The organism is Streptomyces sp. NPDC060028, assembly GCF_042736725.1.
In the GTDB taxonomy this organism is placed as follows: domain Bacteria; phylum Actinomycetota; class Actinomycetes; order Streptomycetales; family Streptomycetaceae; genus Streptomyces.
Genome location: NZ_JBHWVJ010000010.1, coordinates 1 through 16,308, shown reverse-complemented (window position 1 = coordinate 16,308; position 16,308 = coordinate 1). Strand labels below are relative to the sequence as shown.

Annotated in this window: 13 protein-coding genes; 11 read left to right on the top strand and 2 right to left on the bottom strand. The window is 72.1% G+C overall.

What is annotated here, in order from left to right; genetic code table 11:
* The first annotated feature begins 14 nt into the window (after window positions 1–14).
* The 3 genes from ACFWBF_RS07810 to ACFWBF_RS07800 are packed head-to-tail and all read left to right on the top strand — an operon-like array spanning window position 15 to window position 2,919.
* Complete coding sequence (locus tag ACFWBF_RS07810) at window positions 15–890, top strand: amidohydrolase family protein (RefSeq protein ID WP_385597096.1); 876 nt, start codon at window positions 15–17, stop codon at window positions 888–890.
* Between the two features lie 2 nt (window positions 891–892).
* Window positions 893–2,413 carry a long-chain fatty acid--CoA ligase gene (locus tag ACFWBF_RS07805; protein WP_385596827.1) on the top strand — a complete coding sequence of 507 codons (1,521 nt, stop codon included), beginning with the start codon at window positions 893–895 and terminating at the stop codon, window positions 2,411–2,413.
* A gap of 50 nt (window positions 2,414–2,463) precedes the next feature.
* Complete coding sequence (locus ACFWBF_RS07800) at window positions 2,464–2,919, top strand: MaoC family dehydratase (RefSeq protein WP_385596824.1); 456 nt, start codon at window positions 2,464–2,466, stop codon at window positions 2,917–2,919.
* A 119-nt stretch (window positions 2,920–3,038) separates the two neighbouring features.
* On the opposite strand, the gene ACFWBF_RS07795 is transcribed toward ACFWBF_RS07800, so the two are convergent.
* Window positions 3,039–3,749, bottom strand: a complete 711-nt coding sequence (locus ACFWBF_RS07795) for a TetR/AcrR family transcriptional regulator (RefSeq protein WP_385596822.1) — start codon at window positions 3,747–3,749, stop codon at window positions 3,039–3,041.
* Between the two features lie 91 nt (window positions 3,750–3,840).
* Between ACFWBF_RS07795 and ACFWBF_RS07790 the strand changes: the two genes are divergently transcribed.
* Window positions 3,841–5,481: an amidohydrolase gene (locus tag ACFWBF_RS07790; RefSeq protein ID WP_385596819.1), complete on the top strand. Its 1,641-nt coding sequence runs from the start codon at window positions 3,841–3,843 to the stop codon at window positions 5,479–5,481.
* Here the strand turns inward: ACFWBF_RS07790 and ACFWBF_RS07785 are convergent.
* A complete protein-coding gene (locus ACFWBF_RS07785; RefSeq protein WP_385596815.1) occupies window positions 5,448–6,542 on the bottom strand; it encodes a LacI family DNA-binding transcriptional regulator in 1,095 nt (364 codons plus the stop codon). The genes ACFWBF_RS07790 and ACFWBF_RS07785 overlap by 34 nt on opposite strands.
* A 131-nt stretch (window positions 6,543–6,673) precedes the next feature.
* Between ACFWBF_RS07785 and ACFWBF_RS07780 the strand changes: the two genes are divergently transcribed.
* From ACFWBF_RS07780 to ACFWBF_RS07750, 7 genes are all read left to right on the top strand, one after another.
* A complete protein-coding gene (locus tag ACFWBF_RS07780) occupies window positions 6,674–8,308 on the top strand; it encodes an ABC transporter substrate-binding protein (RefSeq protein ID WP_385596812.1) in 1,635 nt (544 codons plus the stop codon).
* Window positions 8,305–9,258, top strand: coding sequence for an ABC transporter permease (locus tag ACFWBF_RS07775; protein ID WP_385596809.1), 954 nt, complete (start codon window positions 8,305–8,307; stop codon window positions 9,256–9,258). Before ACFWBF_RS07780 ends, ACFWBF_RS07775 begins: the two co-directional genes overlap by 4 nt.
* Window positions 9,255–10,154: an ABC transporter permease gene (locus ACFWBF_RS07770; RefSeq protein ID WP_385596806.1), complete on the top strand. Its 900-nt coding sequence runs from the start codon at window positions 9,255–9,257 to the stop codon at window positions 10,152–10,154. The genes ACFWBF_RS07775 and ACFWBF_RS07770 overlap by 4 nt, the downstream gene beginning before the upstream one ends.
* A gap of 5 nt (window positions 10,155–10,159) precedes the next feature.
* Entirely contained in the window at window positions 10,160–11,155 is a 996-nt protein-coding gene (locus ACFWBF_RS07765; protein WP_385596804.1) for an ABC transporter ATP-binding protein, read from the top strand.
* Complete coding sequence (locus ACFWBF_RS07760; protein ID WP_385596801.1) at window positions 11,122–11,964, top strand: ABC transporter ATP-binding protein; 843 nt, start codon at window positions 11,122–11,124, stop codon at window positions 11,962–11,964. The genes ACFWBF_RS07765 and ACFWBF_RS07760 overlap by 34 nt, the downstream gene beginning before the upstream one ends.
* A 319-nt stretch (window positions 11,965–12,283) precedes the next feature.
* Complete coding sequence (locus ACFWBF_RS07755) at window positions 12,284–14,950, top strand: SpoIIE family protein phosphatase (RefSeq protein WP_385596798.1); 2,667 nt, start codon at window positions 12,284–12,286, stop codon at window positions 14,948–14,950.
* A 123-nt stretch (window positions 14,951–15,073) separates the two neighbouring features.
* Window positions 15,074–16,219, top strand: a complete 1,146-nt coding sequence (locus ACFWBF_RS07750; RefSeq protein WP_385596795.1) for an ABC transporter substrate-binding protein — start codon at window positions 15,074–15,076, stop codon at window positions 16,217–16,219.
* Window positions 16,220–16,308: the final 89 nt, after the last annotated feature.

Genomic DNA, 16,308 nt, shown 5'->3' with positions numbered 1-16,308 from the left:
GGAGCAAGGCCGTGCTGAATCCCGACGAGCTCGTCGCCATCGACGTCCACACGCACGCGGAGGTCTCCGCGAAGGGCGGCGCCTCGCTCTCCGCCGAGCTCGACCAGGCCGCCGGCGCCTACTTCAAGGCCGAGCACCGCCATCCCACGCTGCCGGAGATCGCCGCGTACTACCGCGAGCGCCGGATGGCGTGCGTGGTCTTCACCGTCGACGCGGAGTCGGCCACCGGCACCCCGCCGGTGCCGAACGAGGAGATCGCCGAGGCCGCCCTGGCGAACCCCGACGTGATCATCCCGTTCGCCGGGGTCGATCCGTACAAGGGCAAGGCGGCGGTCCGTCAGATCCGGCGCCTCGTCGAGGAGTTCGGGGTCCGCGGCTTCAAGTTCCACCCGAACATCCAGGCGTTCCACCCCAACGACCGAATGGCGTACCCGCTGTACGAGGCGATCGAGGAAGCCGGCGCCATCGCGGTCTTCCACACCGGTCAGACCGGCATCGGCGCGGGCGCTCCCGGCGGCGGGGGCGTCCGGCTGAAGTACTCCAACCCCATGGACGTGGACGACGTCGCCGCGGACTTCCCCGGGATGCGGATCATCCTCGCCCATCCGTCCTTCCCCTGGCAGGACGAGGCGCTCGCGGTGGCCACGCACAAGCCCCAGGTGTACATCGACCTCTCCGGGTGGTCCCCCAAGTACTTCCCGCCCCGCCTGGTCCAGTACGCCAACACCCTGCTGAAGGACAAGGTGCTGTTCGGATCCGACTATCCGCTGCTCTCGCCCGACCGCTGGCTTGCCGACTTCGCCGAGCTCCCGATCAAGGACGAAGTGCGTCCGAAGATCCTCAAGGAGAACGCGGCCGCACTGCTCGGTCTCACCCGAACTGAGGGGTAACCATGCGCAATCAGGGCATCGGCTCCTGGCCCGCCCGCCGCAGCCGGAAGACCCCCCGGCGCACCGCCCTCCTGTACGAGGGCCGCGCGGTCGGCTACGCCGAGCTCCACGACCGCTCCACCCGCCTCGCCCACGCCCTGCGCGGCGCCGGAGTCGGGCGCGGGGACCGGGTCGCCTACCTCGGCCCCAACCATCCCGCCTACCTGGAGACGCTCTTCGCCACCGGACTGCTCGGTGCCGTCTTCGTCCCGCTCAACACCCGGCTCGCCGTGCCCGAGCTGCTGAACCAGCTGAACGACTCGGACAGCCGGGTCCTGGTCCACTCCGGGACGCCGGAGGGGCGGGTGGCCGAACTCGCGGCGGGCGCGGGGATCTCCACGCTCCTCGCCGTCGAGTCGGGGCCGGGGCTGCCCTACGAGGAACTGCTCGCGGCCGCGTCCGCGGCGCCGGTCGACGAGGAGGTGGGGCACGAGGACGCGTGCCTCATCATGTACACCTCGGGCACCACCGGCCGGTCCAAGGGCGCCGTCCTCACCCACGGCAACCTCGTCTGGAACAGCCTCAACGTGCTGGTCGACACCGACCTCGCCGGGGACGAGGTGGCCCTGGTCTGCGCGCCGCTGTTCCACACCGCCGCACTGAACATGAGCTGCCTGCCCACCCTGCTGAAGGGCGGCACGGTCGTCCTGGAGTCCTCCTTCGACGCGGAGCGCAGCCTGCGGCTCGTCGAACAGCACCAGGTGACCTGCATGTTCGGGGTACCGACGATGTACGACGCGATGGCCGCCGCGCCCGGGTGGGCCGACGCGGACCTGTCGAGCCTGCGCACACTGCTGTGCGGCGGCGCCCCGGTGCCGAGCCGCACGGCGCGCGCCTATCTGGACCGGGGTTTGGCCTTCGTCCAGGGGTACGGCATGACGGAGACCGCGCCGGGAGCCCTGGTCCTCGACCGGGCCGACTCGCTGACGCACGCCGGTTCGGCGGGTGTGCCGCACTTCTTCACCGATGTACGGGTCCTGCGGCCCTCGGGCGAGGAAACCGCACCCGGTGAGGAGGGCGAGGTGGTGGTCTCCGGGCCGAACGTCACCCCCGGTTACTGGAACCTGCCGGAAGCGACGGAGGCGGCCTTCCTCGACGGAGGCCGGTTCCGCTCCGGCGACGTGGCCACGGTCGACGCCTACGGCTACGTGCGGCTCGTCGGCCGCCTGAAGGACATGATCATCTCGGGCGGGGAGAACATCTACCCGGCCGAGGTGGAGGACGCCCTCCTCGGGCACCCCGACGTAGCCGAAGCGGCCGTCATCGGCGTGCCCGACCCCACGTGGGGCGAGGTCGGGCGGGCCGTCGTCGTACTGCGCGCGGGATCCGCCCTCACGGCCGCGGAGCTGATCGCCCACCTGGAGGGCCGGCTCGCCCGCTACAAGATCCCTCGGAGCATCGTCCTCGCTCCCGAACTGCCCCGCAACGCCACCGGAAAGCTGCTCAAGGACCCGATCCGGGCGCGGTACGGCACCGGCGCCTGACGCCGCCCCGGCACCACCCTCACCACCCTCACCAGGCAAGGAGCACCACCATGCCCGTCACCGTCCACGGAATCGACGAGATCAGGAACCAGGCCGGAGCCGACCTCGGGCACAGCGCCTGGGTCGAGATCGCCCAGTCGCGGGTCGACACCTTCGCCGACGCCACCGACGACCACCAGTGGATCCACGTCGACCCGGAGCGCGCGGCCGCGGGTCCGTTCGGCGGCACCATCGCCCACGGCTATCTGACGCTCTCCCTGCTCATCCCGATGTGGAGCGAGCTGCTCGAGGTCGAGGGCGTGTCGATGAAGGTCAACTACGGCCTGAACAAGGTGCGTTTCCCCTCGCCCGTGCGCGTCGGCTCCAAGATCCGTACGCATGGCCGCGTGGCGTCCGTCGAGGACGTCAAGGGCGGCGTCGAGGTCGTCGCGGACCTGACCGTGGAGATCGACGGCACCGACAAGCCTGCGTGCGTCGCCCAGGCGGTGTACCGCTTCTACGCCTGACGTACCAGCACGACAAGGGGGCGGCTGCACAAAGCAGCTGCTCCCTTCTCGTCCGGGCGCGGCCACAGCTGGGTGGGGCCGGAGTTGGAGGAGGGCCGGAGCTGGAGGAGGGCCGCCGCTCAGCCGCCGTCCGCCGTCGGGCGGAGCGCCGCCACCGCGCCGAGCATCAGCTCCAGGGCGAAGGGGTATCCGCTGTCGCGCATGTCGGCGGCGAGCAGCGGGAAGGCCGCCGCGATGTTCGGGTGAGTCTCGGGCGACAGCCTGCCGTACACCTCGTGCCAGACCTCCTCGTCCGACTCCCGCGCCGCCTCCGGCAGGGCGAGCGCGGCGGCGTCCTGGGCGGCGAAGGCCAGGGCCTGGTCGACGAAGGCGTGGTAGATCCGCACGGCGAGGGCGTCCGGGAAGCCCCCGGAACGCAGGATGCCGAGGATCGCCTCGACGGCCCGGGTCTCATGGGGGCGCCCTGTCGTGCGGTGCGCCGTGAGGAGCGCGGCCTGAGGGTTGGACTGGTAGGAGGCGTGGATGCGCAGCCCGATGGCACGCAGGTCGGTCCGCCAGTCACCGGTGGCCGACCAGCCTTCCTGCGCACGGCCGATCAGCTGGTCGGAGAGGGCGAGGAGCAGGGCGTCGGTGTTGCGGAAGTAGCGATAGAGGGCGCTGGGATCCGCGCCGAGCGCCGCGCCGAGCCTCCGCGCCGAGAGCGCCGCCGCGCCGTGCTGAGCGACCAGACGCAGGGCGGTGTCGATGATCAGCCGTTCCGAGAGTACGGCGCCCTGCTTGGTCGGTCGGTGGCGCTGGCGCCTGCCTTCGGGAACCACTCGTTCGGACATGACGGGACCTTACGTCAACACCATTGACGTGTAAACGGCCGTCCCGCTTCCATGTCCCCACCAACCGTCGCCTCATGTACTGGAGCTCCGTATGGCCAAGGCCGATCTGGTCTTCACCCGCGGCCCCGTCTTCACCGTCGATCCGGCCCGCACCCGAGCGACCTCGCTCGCCGTCGTCGGCGACCGGATCGCGGCCGTCGGCCACGACGAGGTGCGGGAGCTCATCGGCCCCCGTACCGAGGTCGTCGACCTGACCGGGAAGCTGCTGATCCCAGGGTTCCAGGACGCCCATGTCCACGCCGTCTACGGCGGTACGGAGCTGGCCGAGTGCGATCTGACGGGGACGGTCGGCGTCGCGGAGTACCTGACCCGGATCCGGGCGTACGCGGACGCCCACCCGGACCACGCGTGGATCACCGGCGGCGGCTGGTCGATGGAGAGCTTCGACGGGGGGTTGCCCACCCGGCAGCTGCTCGACTCCGTGCTCCCGGACCGGCCGGTGTTCCTCGTCAACCGGGACCATCACGGCGCGTGGGCCAACACCCGGGCACTCGAACTCGCCGGGATCACCGCCGACACCCCCGATCCGGCCGACGGCCGTATCGAACGGGAGCCGGACGGCGGTCCCAGCGGAGTGCTCCAGGAGGGCGCCACCGCTCTCGTCTCCCGTCTCGTGCCCGCGAGCACCCCCGCCGAGCGGCTGTCCGGTCTCCTGCGGGCCCAGGAACTCCTGCACTCGCTCGGCATCACCGGCTGGCAGGACGCGCTGCTCGGCGTGTTCGGCGGCAAGCCCGATCCCTCGGACGCCTACGTGAGCGCCGCCCGGGACGGCTCGCTCACCGCCCGGGTGACCGGCGCGCTCTGGTGGGACCGGGACCGCGGCGCCGAGCAGATCGAGGAACTGGTCGCGCTGCGGGAGAAGCTGAGCCACGGCCGCTTCCGGGCCGGCTCCGTGAAGATCATGCAGGACGGGATCGCCGAGAACTTCACGGCCGCCATGACCGCCCCGTACCTCGACGGCTGCGGCTGCGCGACGGCCAACACCGGCCTCAGCTTCGTCGAACCCATCGCGCTGCGCGGGTACGCCGCCGCGCTCGACGCCCTCGGGTTCCAGATCCACTTCCACGCCCTGGGCGACCGGGCCGTCCGCGAGGCCCTCGACGCCCTCGAAGCCGCCGTCGCCGCCAACGGCCCGCGCGGCAACCGCCACCACCTCGCCCACCTCCAGGTCGTCCACCCCGACGACCTCCCCCGCTTCGCCCGGCTCGGCGCCATCGCCAACATCCAGCCTCTCTGGGCCGCGCACGAACCGCAGATGGACGCGCTGACCATCCCCTTCCTCGGCCCCGAACGCGCCGCCTGGCAGTACCCCTTCGGCGATCTGCTGCGGGCCGGCGCCACCCTGGCCGCCGGCAGCGACTGGCCCGTCAGCAGCCCCGACCCCCTCGAAGGCATCCACGTGGCCGTCAACCGCAGGGAACCCGAGGCCGACGCCGCCGACGACCGGGTCTTCCTGCCCGAACAGCGCCTCGACCTCGCGACCGCGCTGGCCGCCTACACGGCCGGCTCCGCCCATGTGAACGGCCTCGACGATGCGGGCAGCCTGCGCCCCGGCCACCTCGCCGACCTGGTCGTACTGGACCGCGACATCTTCGCCGCACCCCCGGAGGAGATCGCCCGGGCCCAGGTGGAGCGGACCTACGTCGGGGGCAGGCTCGTCCACTCCCTCTGAGGGCGCCGTACCGAGGACGCCCGTACGTCGAGCCGGGTCGGCACGAGCATCCCGTCCGACTCCGCGCGGCCGTCCTCCAGGACCGCTACGAGGAGTTCGATGCCGGCCTCCGCGATCTCCCGGGGCTGCAGGCTGAGCGTCGTCACCGGCGGCTCGGTGTGCTCCGCCGTCACGTCCTCGCTCACACAGACGAGCAGCAGATCGCCGGGTACCTCGTAGCCCTGGCGGCGCGCCGCCTCCAGGACGAGGGGCGGGCTCGCCTCGGCCACGACGAAGAGGGCGTCGGGGCGCACGCGGTCCGGCCCCTCCCCGTCACCCGCCAGGGCGGTCTCGACCGCTCGTACGACCGGCCCGTTGCCCGGGTCCGCGGCGCGCACCACCCGCTGCGCCACGCCGTGCGCGGTGCACCAGTCGCGGTAGGCGGCGAGCACCTCCGTATGGAACCGGGTGGGGCTGTCGAGCAGCACCAGCGCGGGCCGCCGTGCCCCCTGTTCCAGGAGGTGGTCCAAGGTCCCGCACACGGCCGGCCCGGCCTCGACGTCCACCCAGTACGCACCCGGCCGCCCCTCGACGGAGCGGTCGCTGAACACCGGGATCCGGGCGGCGAGCAGATCGTCGACGATCGGGTCGCCGGTGACGGGGTCGGCCACGACCACCGCGTCGAGCGGGAGGCCGGCCCACTCGCTCTGCAGGGAGCCGGCGGGCAGCAGCACCACGGCGTAGCCGCGTTTCAGCGCGGTCGCGGCGGTGACTGCGGTCAGCCTGGCGAAGTACGGCGATTCCAGGAAGGACCAAGGGGTGTCGGCAAGTTCCCCGACCATGTATCCGATCAGCCGGGCCCGCCCCGTGCGCAGTTGGCGCGCGGTGGCGTTGGGCCGGTAGCCCATGACGCGCGCGGTCTCGCGCGCCTTCTCCCGTACCTCAGGAGAGAGCCGTCCGGTGCCGTTGAGCGCCGCCGAGACGGTCGTCTTGGACAGTCCCGCCTCGCGGGCCACGTCGACGAGCCGGACGCGCTGGGTGGGCTGCGAGGCGGCCCCGTCATGCCGTGAAACATCGGTCATGGGGACGATGCTGCCACCCTCCTGACCTCCGCAAAACCGTTCCCGCAAAGTCTTGTGCGGGAACGTTCCCGCATCAATACTCGCTCCATCCCCCAGCGCCCGTCACTACACCCGTAAAGGGGTGGGTCTGCATGCGCACGCCCAGAACCATCACGCTGCTCGCCTGTACCGCCGCCCTCGCGGCCACCACCGGCGCCTGCTCCGGCGTCACGACCCACCAGTCACCCGACGCCGCGGGCTACCGGATCACCGCGACCTCGCCGCCCGCGCAGGGCCCCCTGACCTCCTTCACGTGGTCCCTGTACGCCGAGCCCTACACGCTCGACTACGCCCTCGCGTACGACTACCCGCCGAACACCGTGCTCGCCAACGTCTGCGAGCAGCTCCTGCGGGTCACGCCCGACCTGAAGATCGAGCCCGGTCTCGCGGTCAAGTACGACCGGCCCGACCCCCGGACGCTGGTCTACACCCTGCGGCCCGGGGTGAAGTTCCACGACGGGACGACGATGACCGCCGACGACGTGGTCGCCTCCCTCGGGCGCCACGTGGACCCGGCGACAGGGTCGCCCTGGGGCTCGGCGTTCAAGAACGTCACCGCCATCGAGAAGACCGGCCCCCTGGAGGTGACGATCCGGCTCGCCCGGCCGGACGTCCTCCTGAACGAACTCATGGCCGCCTCCCCCGGCACCGTCGAGAGCGCGGCCACCCTGGCCAAGGCCGGCAAGGAGTACGGCACCCCCAAGGGCACGGTCAACTGCACCGGGCCGTACGCCCTCGACCAGTGGACCCAGGGCGAGAGCATCACCCTCAAGAAGAACGCCGACTACTGGGACCGGTCGCTGACCCCCAAGTCCGACGGCGTGAAGTTCACCTTCGTCGAGGACCCCGCCGCCCGGGCCAACGCCTTCCTCTCGGGCACCGCCGACGGCGGGTACATGTTGCCCTCCTCCTCCCTCGCCCAACTGCGCACCGGCGGCAAGGGGACGGTGCTGTTCGGCCCCAACACCGCCGCGGCGGACCTCGCCGTCCTCGACTTCCACGGCCCGCTCGGCGAGCTCAAGGTCCGCAAGGCCCTGTCCATGGCACTCGACCGGAAGAACATCGTGAAGGCCGCGGCCGGCGGCGTCGGCTTCCCCGCCAAGGCCCCCGCCGCACGCGGCGCCTGGGCACTGGCCCCGGAGAAGACCGCCGAGTTCTACGACTCCCTGTCCGAGCCGGTCTACGACGTCAAGGCCGCGAAGGAGCTCGTCCAGGAGGCGGGAGCGACCGGCCGCACGATCACCCTGGCCACCAGCACGCTCTCGCCCGAGATCAGCGTCGTCGCCAACGCCGTCCAGGCCGCCGGTCGGCAGATCGGCCTCGACGTCCGGCTCAAGGCCGTCGCTCCGGACGCGTACAGCAGCATCTTCGTCGACCCGAACGCGCGGGCCGGCCTCGACCTGGTCATCACCAACGGATACGACAACACCCCGGACCCGCTGGAGTTCTACCAGTACCTGCGCACCGGGGACTTCGGGAACTACGGCAGCTGGTCGAACGCCGAGTACGACGCCGCCTTCGACCGGGCCAACGCGCAGCCCGATCCGGCCGAACGGGCGGAGCTGACCGCCGAGCTCCAGCGGATCGCGCTGCGCGAACTGCCCGTCATCCCCGTGTACGAGGCGCCCTACTCGGTCTTCCTCGGCAATCGGGTGACCGGCGCACCGACCGGGATCGCGCAGCTGTACTACCCGTGGGCCGCGACGATCGGGGCCGCGAAGCGATGACCCGCTACCTCGTCGGTCGGCTCCTCGGCCTGGTGACGGTGCTCTTCGTGACCTCCCTCGTGGTCTTCGGCTCCATCCACCTGGCCCCCGGCGACCCGGTGTCGTTCCTGCTCCACGGCCGCCCCGCGACCCCCGAGGCCGTGGCTGCCCTGAGCGCGCAGTACCACCTGGACGATCCGCTGCCCGTGCAGTACGCGAAGTGGCTCGGAGGGGTCCTGCGGGGCGACTTCGGCCGCTCCGCCCAGTTCCACCAGGACGTCACCGAGCTCATCGCCTCCCGGCTGCCCGGCACCGCCCTGCTCGTCGGGTACGCGGCCCTGCTCGTCGCCGTCCTCGGTGTGGCGGCCGGCATCCTCGCCGCGCTGCGCCCCGGTCCGCTGGACCGCGCGGTGCTCCTCGGCACCGGCGTGGCCACGGCGACCCCCTCGTTCGTCACCGCCATCGCGCTCGTGTCGCTCTTCTCCGTCCAACTGGGCTGGTTCCCGGGGCCGGGCGGCACCCCCGTGGGCTTCGCGGACCGGCTGTACCACCTGACGTTGCCGGCCTTCGCCCTGGCGCTGACCTTCGCGGGTCTGCTCGCCCGGGTGACCCGCTCGGCGATGCTCGACGAACTCGGCCGCGAACACGTCGAGGTGGCACACGCCCGCGGTGTCGCACCACGGACCGTGGTCCGCAAGCACGTGCTGCGCAACGCCCTGGGCCCGGTCGTCACCGTCGGCGGCACGACGCTCGCCGGACTGCTCATCAGCACCTCGATCGTCGAGACCGCCTTCGACGTGCCCGGGCTCGGCTCCCTGCTGGTGCAGTCGGTGACCGCCAAGGACTTCGCCGTGGTCCAGGCGATCACGCTGCTCAGCGTGGCGGCCTTCGTCCTGGTGAACCTCGCCGTGGACCTGCTCGCCCCGCTCATCGACCCCCGGCTGTCCCTCCACGGGGAAGGCTCCTCATGACCCTCACCACGCCCTCCGCGTCCTCCCCGGCCGGCGCGGCGCCGACGCCGCTGCGCCGCCGGCCCGGCCTGCGCGGCCTGCGCCGGCTCGGCCAGGGCCCGCTGTTCACGGCCTCGGTCGCGGTGCTCGCCGTACTCGTCCTGGTCGCCGTCCTCTCGCCCGTCCTCTCCCCGTACGACCCCGAGGTCCTCGACCTCTCCTCGCCCCTGGCCGGAACCACCGGCGAGCACCTGCTCGGCACCGACCAGTCCGGGCGGGACGTCCTGTCCCGGCTGATCCACGGCGCCCGCACCGGTCTGCTCGGGCCGCTGCTCGTCGTCGGGGTCTCCACCCTCCTCGGCACCCTGCTCGGCGTCGTGGCGGCCTGGCGCGGCGGCTGGGCGGACTCGGTCCTGTCCCGCTCGATGGACATGGCCTTCGCCATCCCCGGTCTGCTGCTCGCGATCCTGCTCGTGTCCGTCGTCGGCTCCGGCATGACCGCGCCCGTGATCGCCATGGCGGTGGCCTACACCCCGTACGTGGGACGGCTGGTGCGCGGGATCGCGCGCCAGGAGAAGGCCCGCCCGTACATCGAGTCGTACCGGGTACAGGGCTGGTCCGGCTGGAACGTGTGCCTGCGGCACCTGCTGCCGAACATCGCCCCGACCGTCTTCGCCCAGTCCGCGATGAACTTCGGGTACGCGCTGATGGACCTGGCGGCGCTCTCCTTCCTCGGCTTCGGTGTGCAACCGCCGACCGCCGACTGGGGCGCCATGATCAACGAAGGCCAGTCGGCCGTCCAGCAAGGGGCGATGCTGCCCGCCCTGGCCCCCTCGGCGTGCATCGTGCTCGCCGTGGTGGCGTTCGGCATCGTCGGCGAGGGACTCGCCGACCGGATCGCGAGGCGGGAACGGTGAACACCATGGCCAAAGAGAAGACACCGGCCGGCGGCCCGCCCCTCCTGGAGATCGACGGGCTCGGCATCCGCCTGCCGGACGACCGGGCGGCCCGGCCGATCCTGGACGGGGTCGGCCTGCGGGTACTGCCCGGCGAGACGGTCGGCCTGGTCGGCGAATCCGGCTCCGGCAAATCGGTGGCCTGTCGCAGCGTTCTCGGGCTGCTGCCCGCAGGCGCCCGCACCAGCGGACACGTCCGGGTCTCCGGCCGGGACGTGCTCACCATGGACCGCGCCGAGCTGACCGCACTGCGGGCCCGGCAGGTCGCGATGGTCTTCCAGGACCCGCGGTCCTGCGTCAACCCCCTGCGCCGGGTCGGCGATTTCCTCACCGAGGGGCTGCGCGCCGCCGGAACCCCCGCCGCCGAGGCCACCGCCCGGGCCGAGGAACTCCTCAGCGCGGTCGGCATCCGCGATCCGCGGGGCGCCCTGCGCCGCCGTCCGCACGAGTTCTCCGGCGGCATGCTCCAGCGGGTGGTCATCGCCGCGGCGCTCGCGGCCGAACCCGCCCTGCTCGTGGCCGACGAGCCGACCACGGCCCTGGACGTCACGACCCAGGCGGAGATCATCGCGATCCTCACCCGGCTGCGGGCCGAGCGCGGCACGGGCCTGCTCTTCGTCACCCACGATCTCGAACTGGCCTCCGCCATCTGCGACCGCGTGTACGTGATGTACGCGGGCCGGATCGTCGAGACGCGGGGCACGGACGAGCTGTTCGAACGGCCGCGCCATCCGTACACGGCGGGGCTGCTCGCCTGCACCCCGCGCATCGAACGGGGCTCACCGGCCCCCCGGCCGATCCCCGGCCGCCCCGTCTCCCTGGCCGAGGCGCCGCCGGGCTGCGCCTTCGCCGCGCGCTGCGCCCACGCGCTGCCGCGCTGCGCCGAGGAGACACCCGCACTTGCGCGGTACGGCGACGGACTCGCCGCATGCCACCGCGCCGACGAAGGGATCACGCTGTGACCACCGCGACCCAGGATCTCGTCGTCGAGGGGTTGTGCAAGCGGTACGGGAACCACGCCGCCGTCGATGACGTGTCGTTCACCCTCGCACCGGGGACCTCCCTCGCCCTCGTCGGGGAGTCCGGCAGCGGCAAGACCACGACGGTCCGCATGCTCGTCGGCCTGGAACGCCCGGACGCCGGCACCGTACGCCTCGGCGGCCGGGACCGTTCGGCGCGGGTCCGCGGCCGAGCCGAACGGCTGGCCCGGGCCCGGGAGATCCAAATGGTCTTCCAGGACCCGTACCTCTCGCTGGACCCGCGGGTGACGGCTGCCGGATGCGTGGACGAGGTCCTGCGGCTCCACACCCGGCTGGACACCGCCGCCCGCGGGGCCCGGGTCGCCGAGCTCCTGGACCAGGTCGGCCTCGGCGAACGCGAGGCCTCGGCGCTGCCGCGGCGCCTCTCCGGCGGGCAGCGCCAGCGCGTGGCCATCGCGCGTGCCCTCGCGGTGGAGCCCAGGGTCCTCGTCCTCGACGAGGCGGTCGCGGCGCTCGACGTGTCCATCCAGGCGCAGATCCTCGAACTGCTCTCCACGATCCGCCGCGAGGCGGGCATCGGCTATCTCTTCGTCACCCACGATCTGGCGGTGGTCCGGCACATCGCGGACGAGGTGCTGGTGCTCAAGTCGGGGAAGGTCGTGGAATCGGGCCCGACCGGCCACGTACTGGACGCACCGCAGCACCCCTACACGCGCCTGCTGCTCGACTCCGTACCCCGGCGCGGCTGGGACCCGGGCGCCGCGGTGCCGGGGCGCCGAGCGCTCGACTGACCGGCACCGGGACACCGGCCACATCAGCGGCCCGGATCCCGCCCGCGCCCCCACGCGTCGCGCCACATCCTCGCTCCGCCGAGGGGGCTGCCGGAACGCTACTGATCGGCTACCGCTCGCTCCCCGCTGCCGTCGGCCCGTAGAGGTTAGAAAATGGAGTATGGGCGACCTCCATGGACGTTTCCGGCGTCAGCTGCTCGGCTGGACCACGAGCTCTCCCTCTGCCCCTCGGCGTCCGCGCTCAGGACACCACCAGGAGCATCAGGAGCACTCCCGGCCCCCCGCGGGAAGGGCGTGGCGTCTGTCCTCTTTGCTGAGCGTGCGCAGCGTGGCCGGCGAGGTGTTCCTCCTGCAGCTGGCCGTCGTGGTTCTCCTCGTCGCCGCCGCGGTGGTGGCGCTCGTGGTGCAGGCCGGGAGCGCCGGCATGCTGGACGCCCGGCACCGTACGCTCGCCGCCGCCGGAACGTTCGCGAAATCGCCGGGAATCGTCGCGGCCCTGCACAGCCCCCATCCGAGCGCGGTGCTACAGCCGAGCGCCGAGGCGGCCCGGAAGATCGCCGGGGTCGACGGCATCAACGTGTACACGCTCGACGGGGTCACCCTCACCCACAGGGACCCGGAACAGATCGGGAAACGCGTCGTCGGCCCCTTCGCCGGAGCGGCGGCCGGCAAGTCCTTCACCGAGACCTTCGAAGGGTCCCTGGGGCGGTCCGTGGTCTCGGTGGTCCCCGTCAAGGACTCCCACGGCTCCGTCATCGCCGTCGTCTCCTCCCCGGTCACGGTCCAGAACGTCCAGAGCATGGTGAACCGGCAACTGCCGGTCGTCCTCGGCAGCGCAGCCGTGGTGCTCGCCCTGTCCACGGGCGGGACTGCTCTGGTGAGCCGTCGGCTGCTGCGCCAGACGCACGGCCTGGGACCCGCCGAGATGACGAGGATGTACGAGCACCACGACGCGGTGCTGCACGCGGTGCGAGAGGGCGTACTGATCGTCGGCGGCGGCGGACGGCTGCTGCTGGCCAATGACGAGGCGCGGCGGCTGCTGGACCTGCCGGCGGACGCGGAAGGGCTCCCCGTCACGGACCTGGGTCTGGAGGACGGGATCGCCCATCCGATCGCATCGGGCCGTTCCGCGACCGACGAGCTGCACATGGCAGCCGATCGGCTACTGGCGGTGAACATCCGGCCCACCGCCCCCTACGGGAAGGCCGGGACCGTCGTCACGCTGCGGGACACCACCGAGCTGCGGGCACTCTCCGGCAGGGCCGAGGTGGCCCGAGAGCGGCTGAAGCTGCTCTACGACGCGGGGGTGCAGGTCGGAACCACGCTGAACGTGGAGCGCACCGCGGAGGAACTGGCAGAGGTGGCGGTCCCGCGGTTCGCCGACCTGGTCACCGTCGACCTGCTGGACCCGGTACTGCGCGGCGAGGAGCCGCCCGAAGCGAGCACCGAGATGCGCCGCACCGCCGTCGTCGGCCTTCAGGGCGACCACCCGCTCTCCCCCGTCGGCGAGCTGATCCGGTTCGCACCCACCGGCCCCGTGGCCGCCGGGCTGGCCGGCGGCCGTGCGGTCCTGGAGGCGGACCTGCGTGCCACCCACCGCTGGCGGGCCCAGGACCAGGCCAACGCGCCGCAGATCCTGGACCGCGGCATCCGCTCCTTGATCGTCGTGCCCCTGCGGGCCCGGGGCGTGGTGCTGGGGATGGCCGGCTACTGGCGGGAGCAGGACTCCCCGCCGTTCGACGAGGAGGATGTGTCCTTCGCCGAGGAGCTGACCGCCCGGGCGGCACTGTCCGTCGACAATGCCCGCCGTTACACCCGCGAGCACAACATGGCCGTCACGCTGCAGCGCAGCCTGCTGCCCCGGGTCGTACCGGAGCAGTCCGCCGTCGAGGTCGCGCACCGCTATCTGGCCGCCCGGGCCGGGGTGGGCGGTGACTGGTTCGATGTCATCCCGCTGCCCGGCGCCCGCGTGGCCCTGGTGGTCGGCGACGTCGTCGGCCACGGTCTCCACGCCGCCGCCACCATGGGCCGCCTGCGCACCGCCGTATACAACTTCTCCACCCTCGACCTGCCCCCGGACGAACTCCTGAGCCACCTGGACGAACTGGTCGCCCACATCGACACCGACGAGCAGGAGTGGCAGGGGATCACCGGAGCCACCTGCCTGTGCGCCATCTACGATCCCGTCTCGGGGCAGGTGACCGCCGCCACCGCCGGGCATCCGGGCCCAGCTCTGGTCCACCCCGACGGAACCGTGTCCTTCCCCGAGGTGCCGGTCTCCCCGCCGCTGGGCCTGGGCGCGGGCATGCCCGTGGAGACCGTGACGGTCACCCTGCCCGAGGGCTCCCGGCTGGCGCTCTTCACCGACGGGCTGATCGAGAGCCGCGACCGCGATCCGGACGCGGGCCTGGCAGCGCTGCGCGCCGCCCTGGCCGGGCCCGCCCGCACCCCGGAGGAAACCTGTACCGCGGTGATCGACGCGATGCTGGCCACCAGGCCCAGCGACGACGTCGCGCTGCTGGTGGCACGCACCCGCCGACTGGACCCCGCGCGGATCGCCGAGTGGGACGTGCCCCCCGACCCCGCGGCGGTGTCCCCGGTGCGAAAGGCTTGCGCCCGCCGACTCGCGGACTGGGGCCTGGAGGACATCGCCTTCACCACGGAACTCATCCTCAGCGAGCTGATGACCAACGCCATCCGCTACGGCAGCGAGCCCATCCGGGTGAGGCTGCTGTTCGACCGCAGCCTGATCTGCGAGATCTCCGACGGGTCCAGCACCTCCCCCCACCTGCGCCGGGCCGAGGCCACCGACGAGGGCGGCCGCGGCCTGTTCCTCGTCGCGCAGTTCGCCGAGCGCTGGGGCACCCGCTACACCGCCCGCGGCAAGATCATCTGGAGCGAACAGGCCCTCCACGACGAGGCCGGACCGCCCGCGGCGGATCTCGGGGAGGCTCTCCTGTCCGCGTGGGACGACGAGGGGTTCTGAGAACGCGCCGGGGTCGGCAGTCGCAGGGAAGACGCGGACACCACCGTCTGGGACTGCGCTGCCCAGGCCGCCGAACGTACCCTGGCCTCGATCAGTACGCGATCCGCCCGTAATGGAGCCTTTGTGCCCGCACCCCGTCTCCGGACAGCCTCCGTCGCCGCCTGCCTGGCCCTCGCGGCGGCGCCCCTCGGCGCCTGCGGAGACAAACCCCCCGCCGGGCCCAGAGCGCCCGCGGTGGCCACCTCCGCCGCGGACGCCGGCGGAATGGCGGCACTGACCACAGCGGCGAAGCAAGAGGGCTCGCTCCACACGATCGCGCTCCCGGGCAACTGGGCCAACTACGGCGCACTGATCGACGGCTTCGAGAAGAAGTACGGGATCAAGGTCATGGTGGAGAAGCCGGAAGGTACGAGCCAGGACGAGATCAACGCCCTGAAGGAGCACAGGGGCGAAGGCCGCGCCCCCGACGTGATCGACGTGGGGGGCTCCTTCGCACAGTCCGCGGCCAGGCAGGGCCTGCTCGCTCCGTACAAGGTCGCCGCGTACGACCAGATCCCCAAGCAACAGAAGGACCCGCATGCCCGCTGGTACAACAACTACGGCGGCTACATCTCGATCGGTTGTGACGCCACGCGCGTCAAGACCTGCCCCTCGACCTTCGCCGATCTGCGCAAGCCCGAGTACAAGGGCCAGGTCGCGCTCAACGGCGACCCCACCAAATCCGGCTCCGCCTTCGCCGGAGTCCATGCGGCGGCCCTGGCGAACGGGGGTTCCTTCGACGACATCCAGCCCGGCATCGACTTCTTCGCCGAGCTCAGCAAGAACGGCAACTTCAACCCGGTCGAATCCACACCGGCCACGATCGCGAAGGGCCAGACCCCGATCAGCATCGACTGGGACTTCCTCAACCTCGGCTACGCCGACGAATTCCGCGAGAAGGGCGCGGGCGTCGACTGGCGGACGTCCATCCCCTTCGACGGCAGCTTCGCCGAGTACTACGCGCAGGGGGTGAACAAGGACGCCCCGCACCCCGCGGCGGCACGTCTGTGGCAGGAGTACGTGTTCAGCCCGGAAGGCCAGAACATCCGGCTCGGCGCCTATGCACGCCCCGTCCTCATGGACGCCATGAAGAAGGACGGCACCCTCGACAAGGCCGCCGCAGCAAAACTGCCGACGGTCGAGGGCACGCCGACGTTTCCGACGGAGGCACAGACGGAGAAGGCGAGAGAGACCGTCAACCGCAACTGGGCCGAGGCCGTCTCGGGCTGAGGACCGGGACTGTCCGACCGATGCCACAGCACTGGTGCTGTGGCCGGAAAGGTTTGCCGGGTCGCGGTGTCCGGTGCGGTGCATCGCAA

Bases quoted from the DNA above. Each gene is read 5' to 3' on its own strand.
- ACFWBF_RS07805 (WP_385596827.1), top strand. From the start codon at position 893: ATGCGCAATCAGGGCATCGGCTCCTGGCCCGCCCGCCGCAGCCGGAAG.
- ACFWBF_RS07800 (WP_385596824.1), top strand. From the start codon at position 2,464: ATGCCCGTCACCGTCCACGGAATCGACGAGATCAGGAACCAGGCCGGA.
- ACFWBF_RS07795 (WP_385596822.1), bottom strand. From the start codon at position 3,749: ATGTCCGAACGAGTGGTTCCCGAAGGCAGGCGCCAGCGCCACCGACCG.
- ACFWBF_RS07790 (WP_385596819.1), top strand. From the start codon at position 3,841: ATGGCCAAGGCCGATCTGGTCTTCACCCGCGGCCCCGTCTTCACCGTC.
- ACFWBF_RS07785 (WP_385596815.1), bottom strand. From the start codon at position 6,542: ATGACCGATGTTTCACGGCATGACGGGGCCGCCTCGCAGCCCACCCAG.
- ACFWBF_RS07780 (WP_385596812.1), top strand. From the start codon at position 6,674: ATGCGCACGCCCAGAACCATCACGCTGCTCGCCTGTACCGCCGCCCTC.
- ACFWBF_RS07775 (WP_385596809.1), top strand. From the start codon at position 8,305: ATGACCCGCTACCTCGTCGGTCGGCTCCTCGGCCTGGTGACGGTGCTC.
- ACFWBF_RS07770 (WP_385596806.1), top strand. From the start codon at position 9,255: ATGACCCTCACCACGCCCTCCGCGTCCTCCCCGGCCGGCGCGGCGCCG.
- ACFWBF_RS07765 (WP_385596804.1), top strand. From the start codon at position 10,160: ATGGCCAAAGAGAAGACACCGGCCGGCGGCCCGCCCCTCCTGGAGATC.
- ACFWBF_RS07760 (WP_385596801.1), top strand. From the start codon at position 11,122: ATGCCACCGCGCCGACGAAGGGATCACGCTGTGACCACCGCGACCCAG.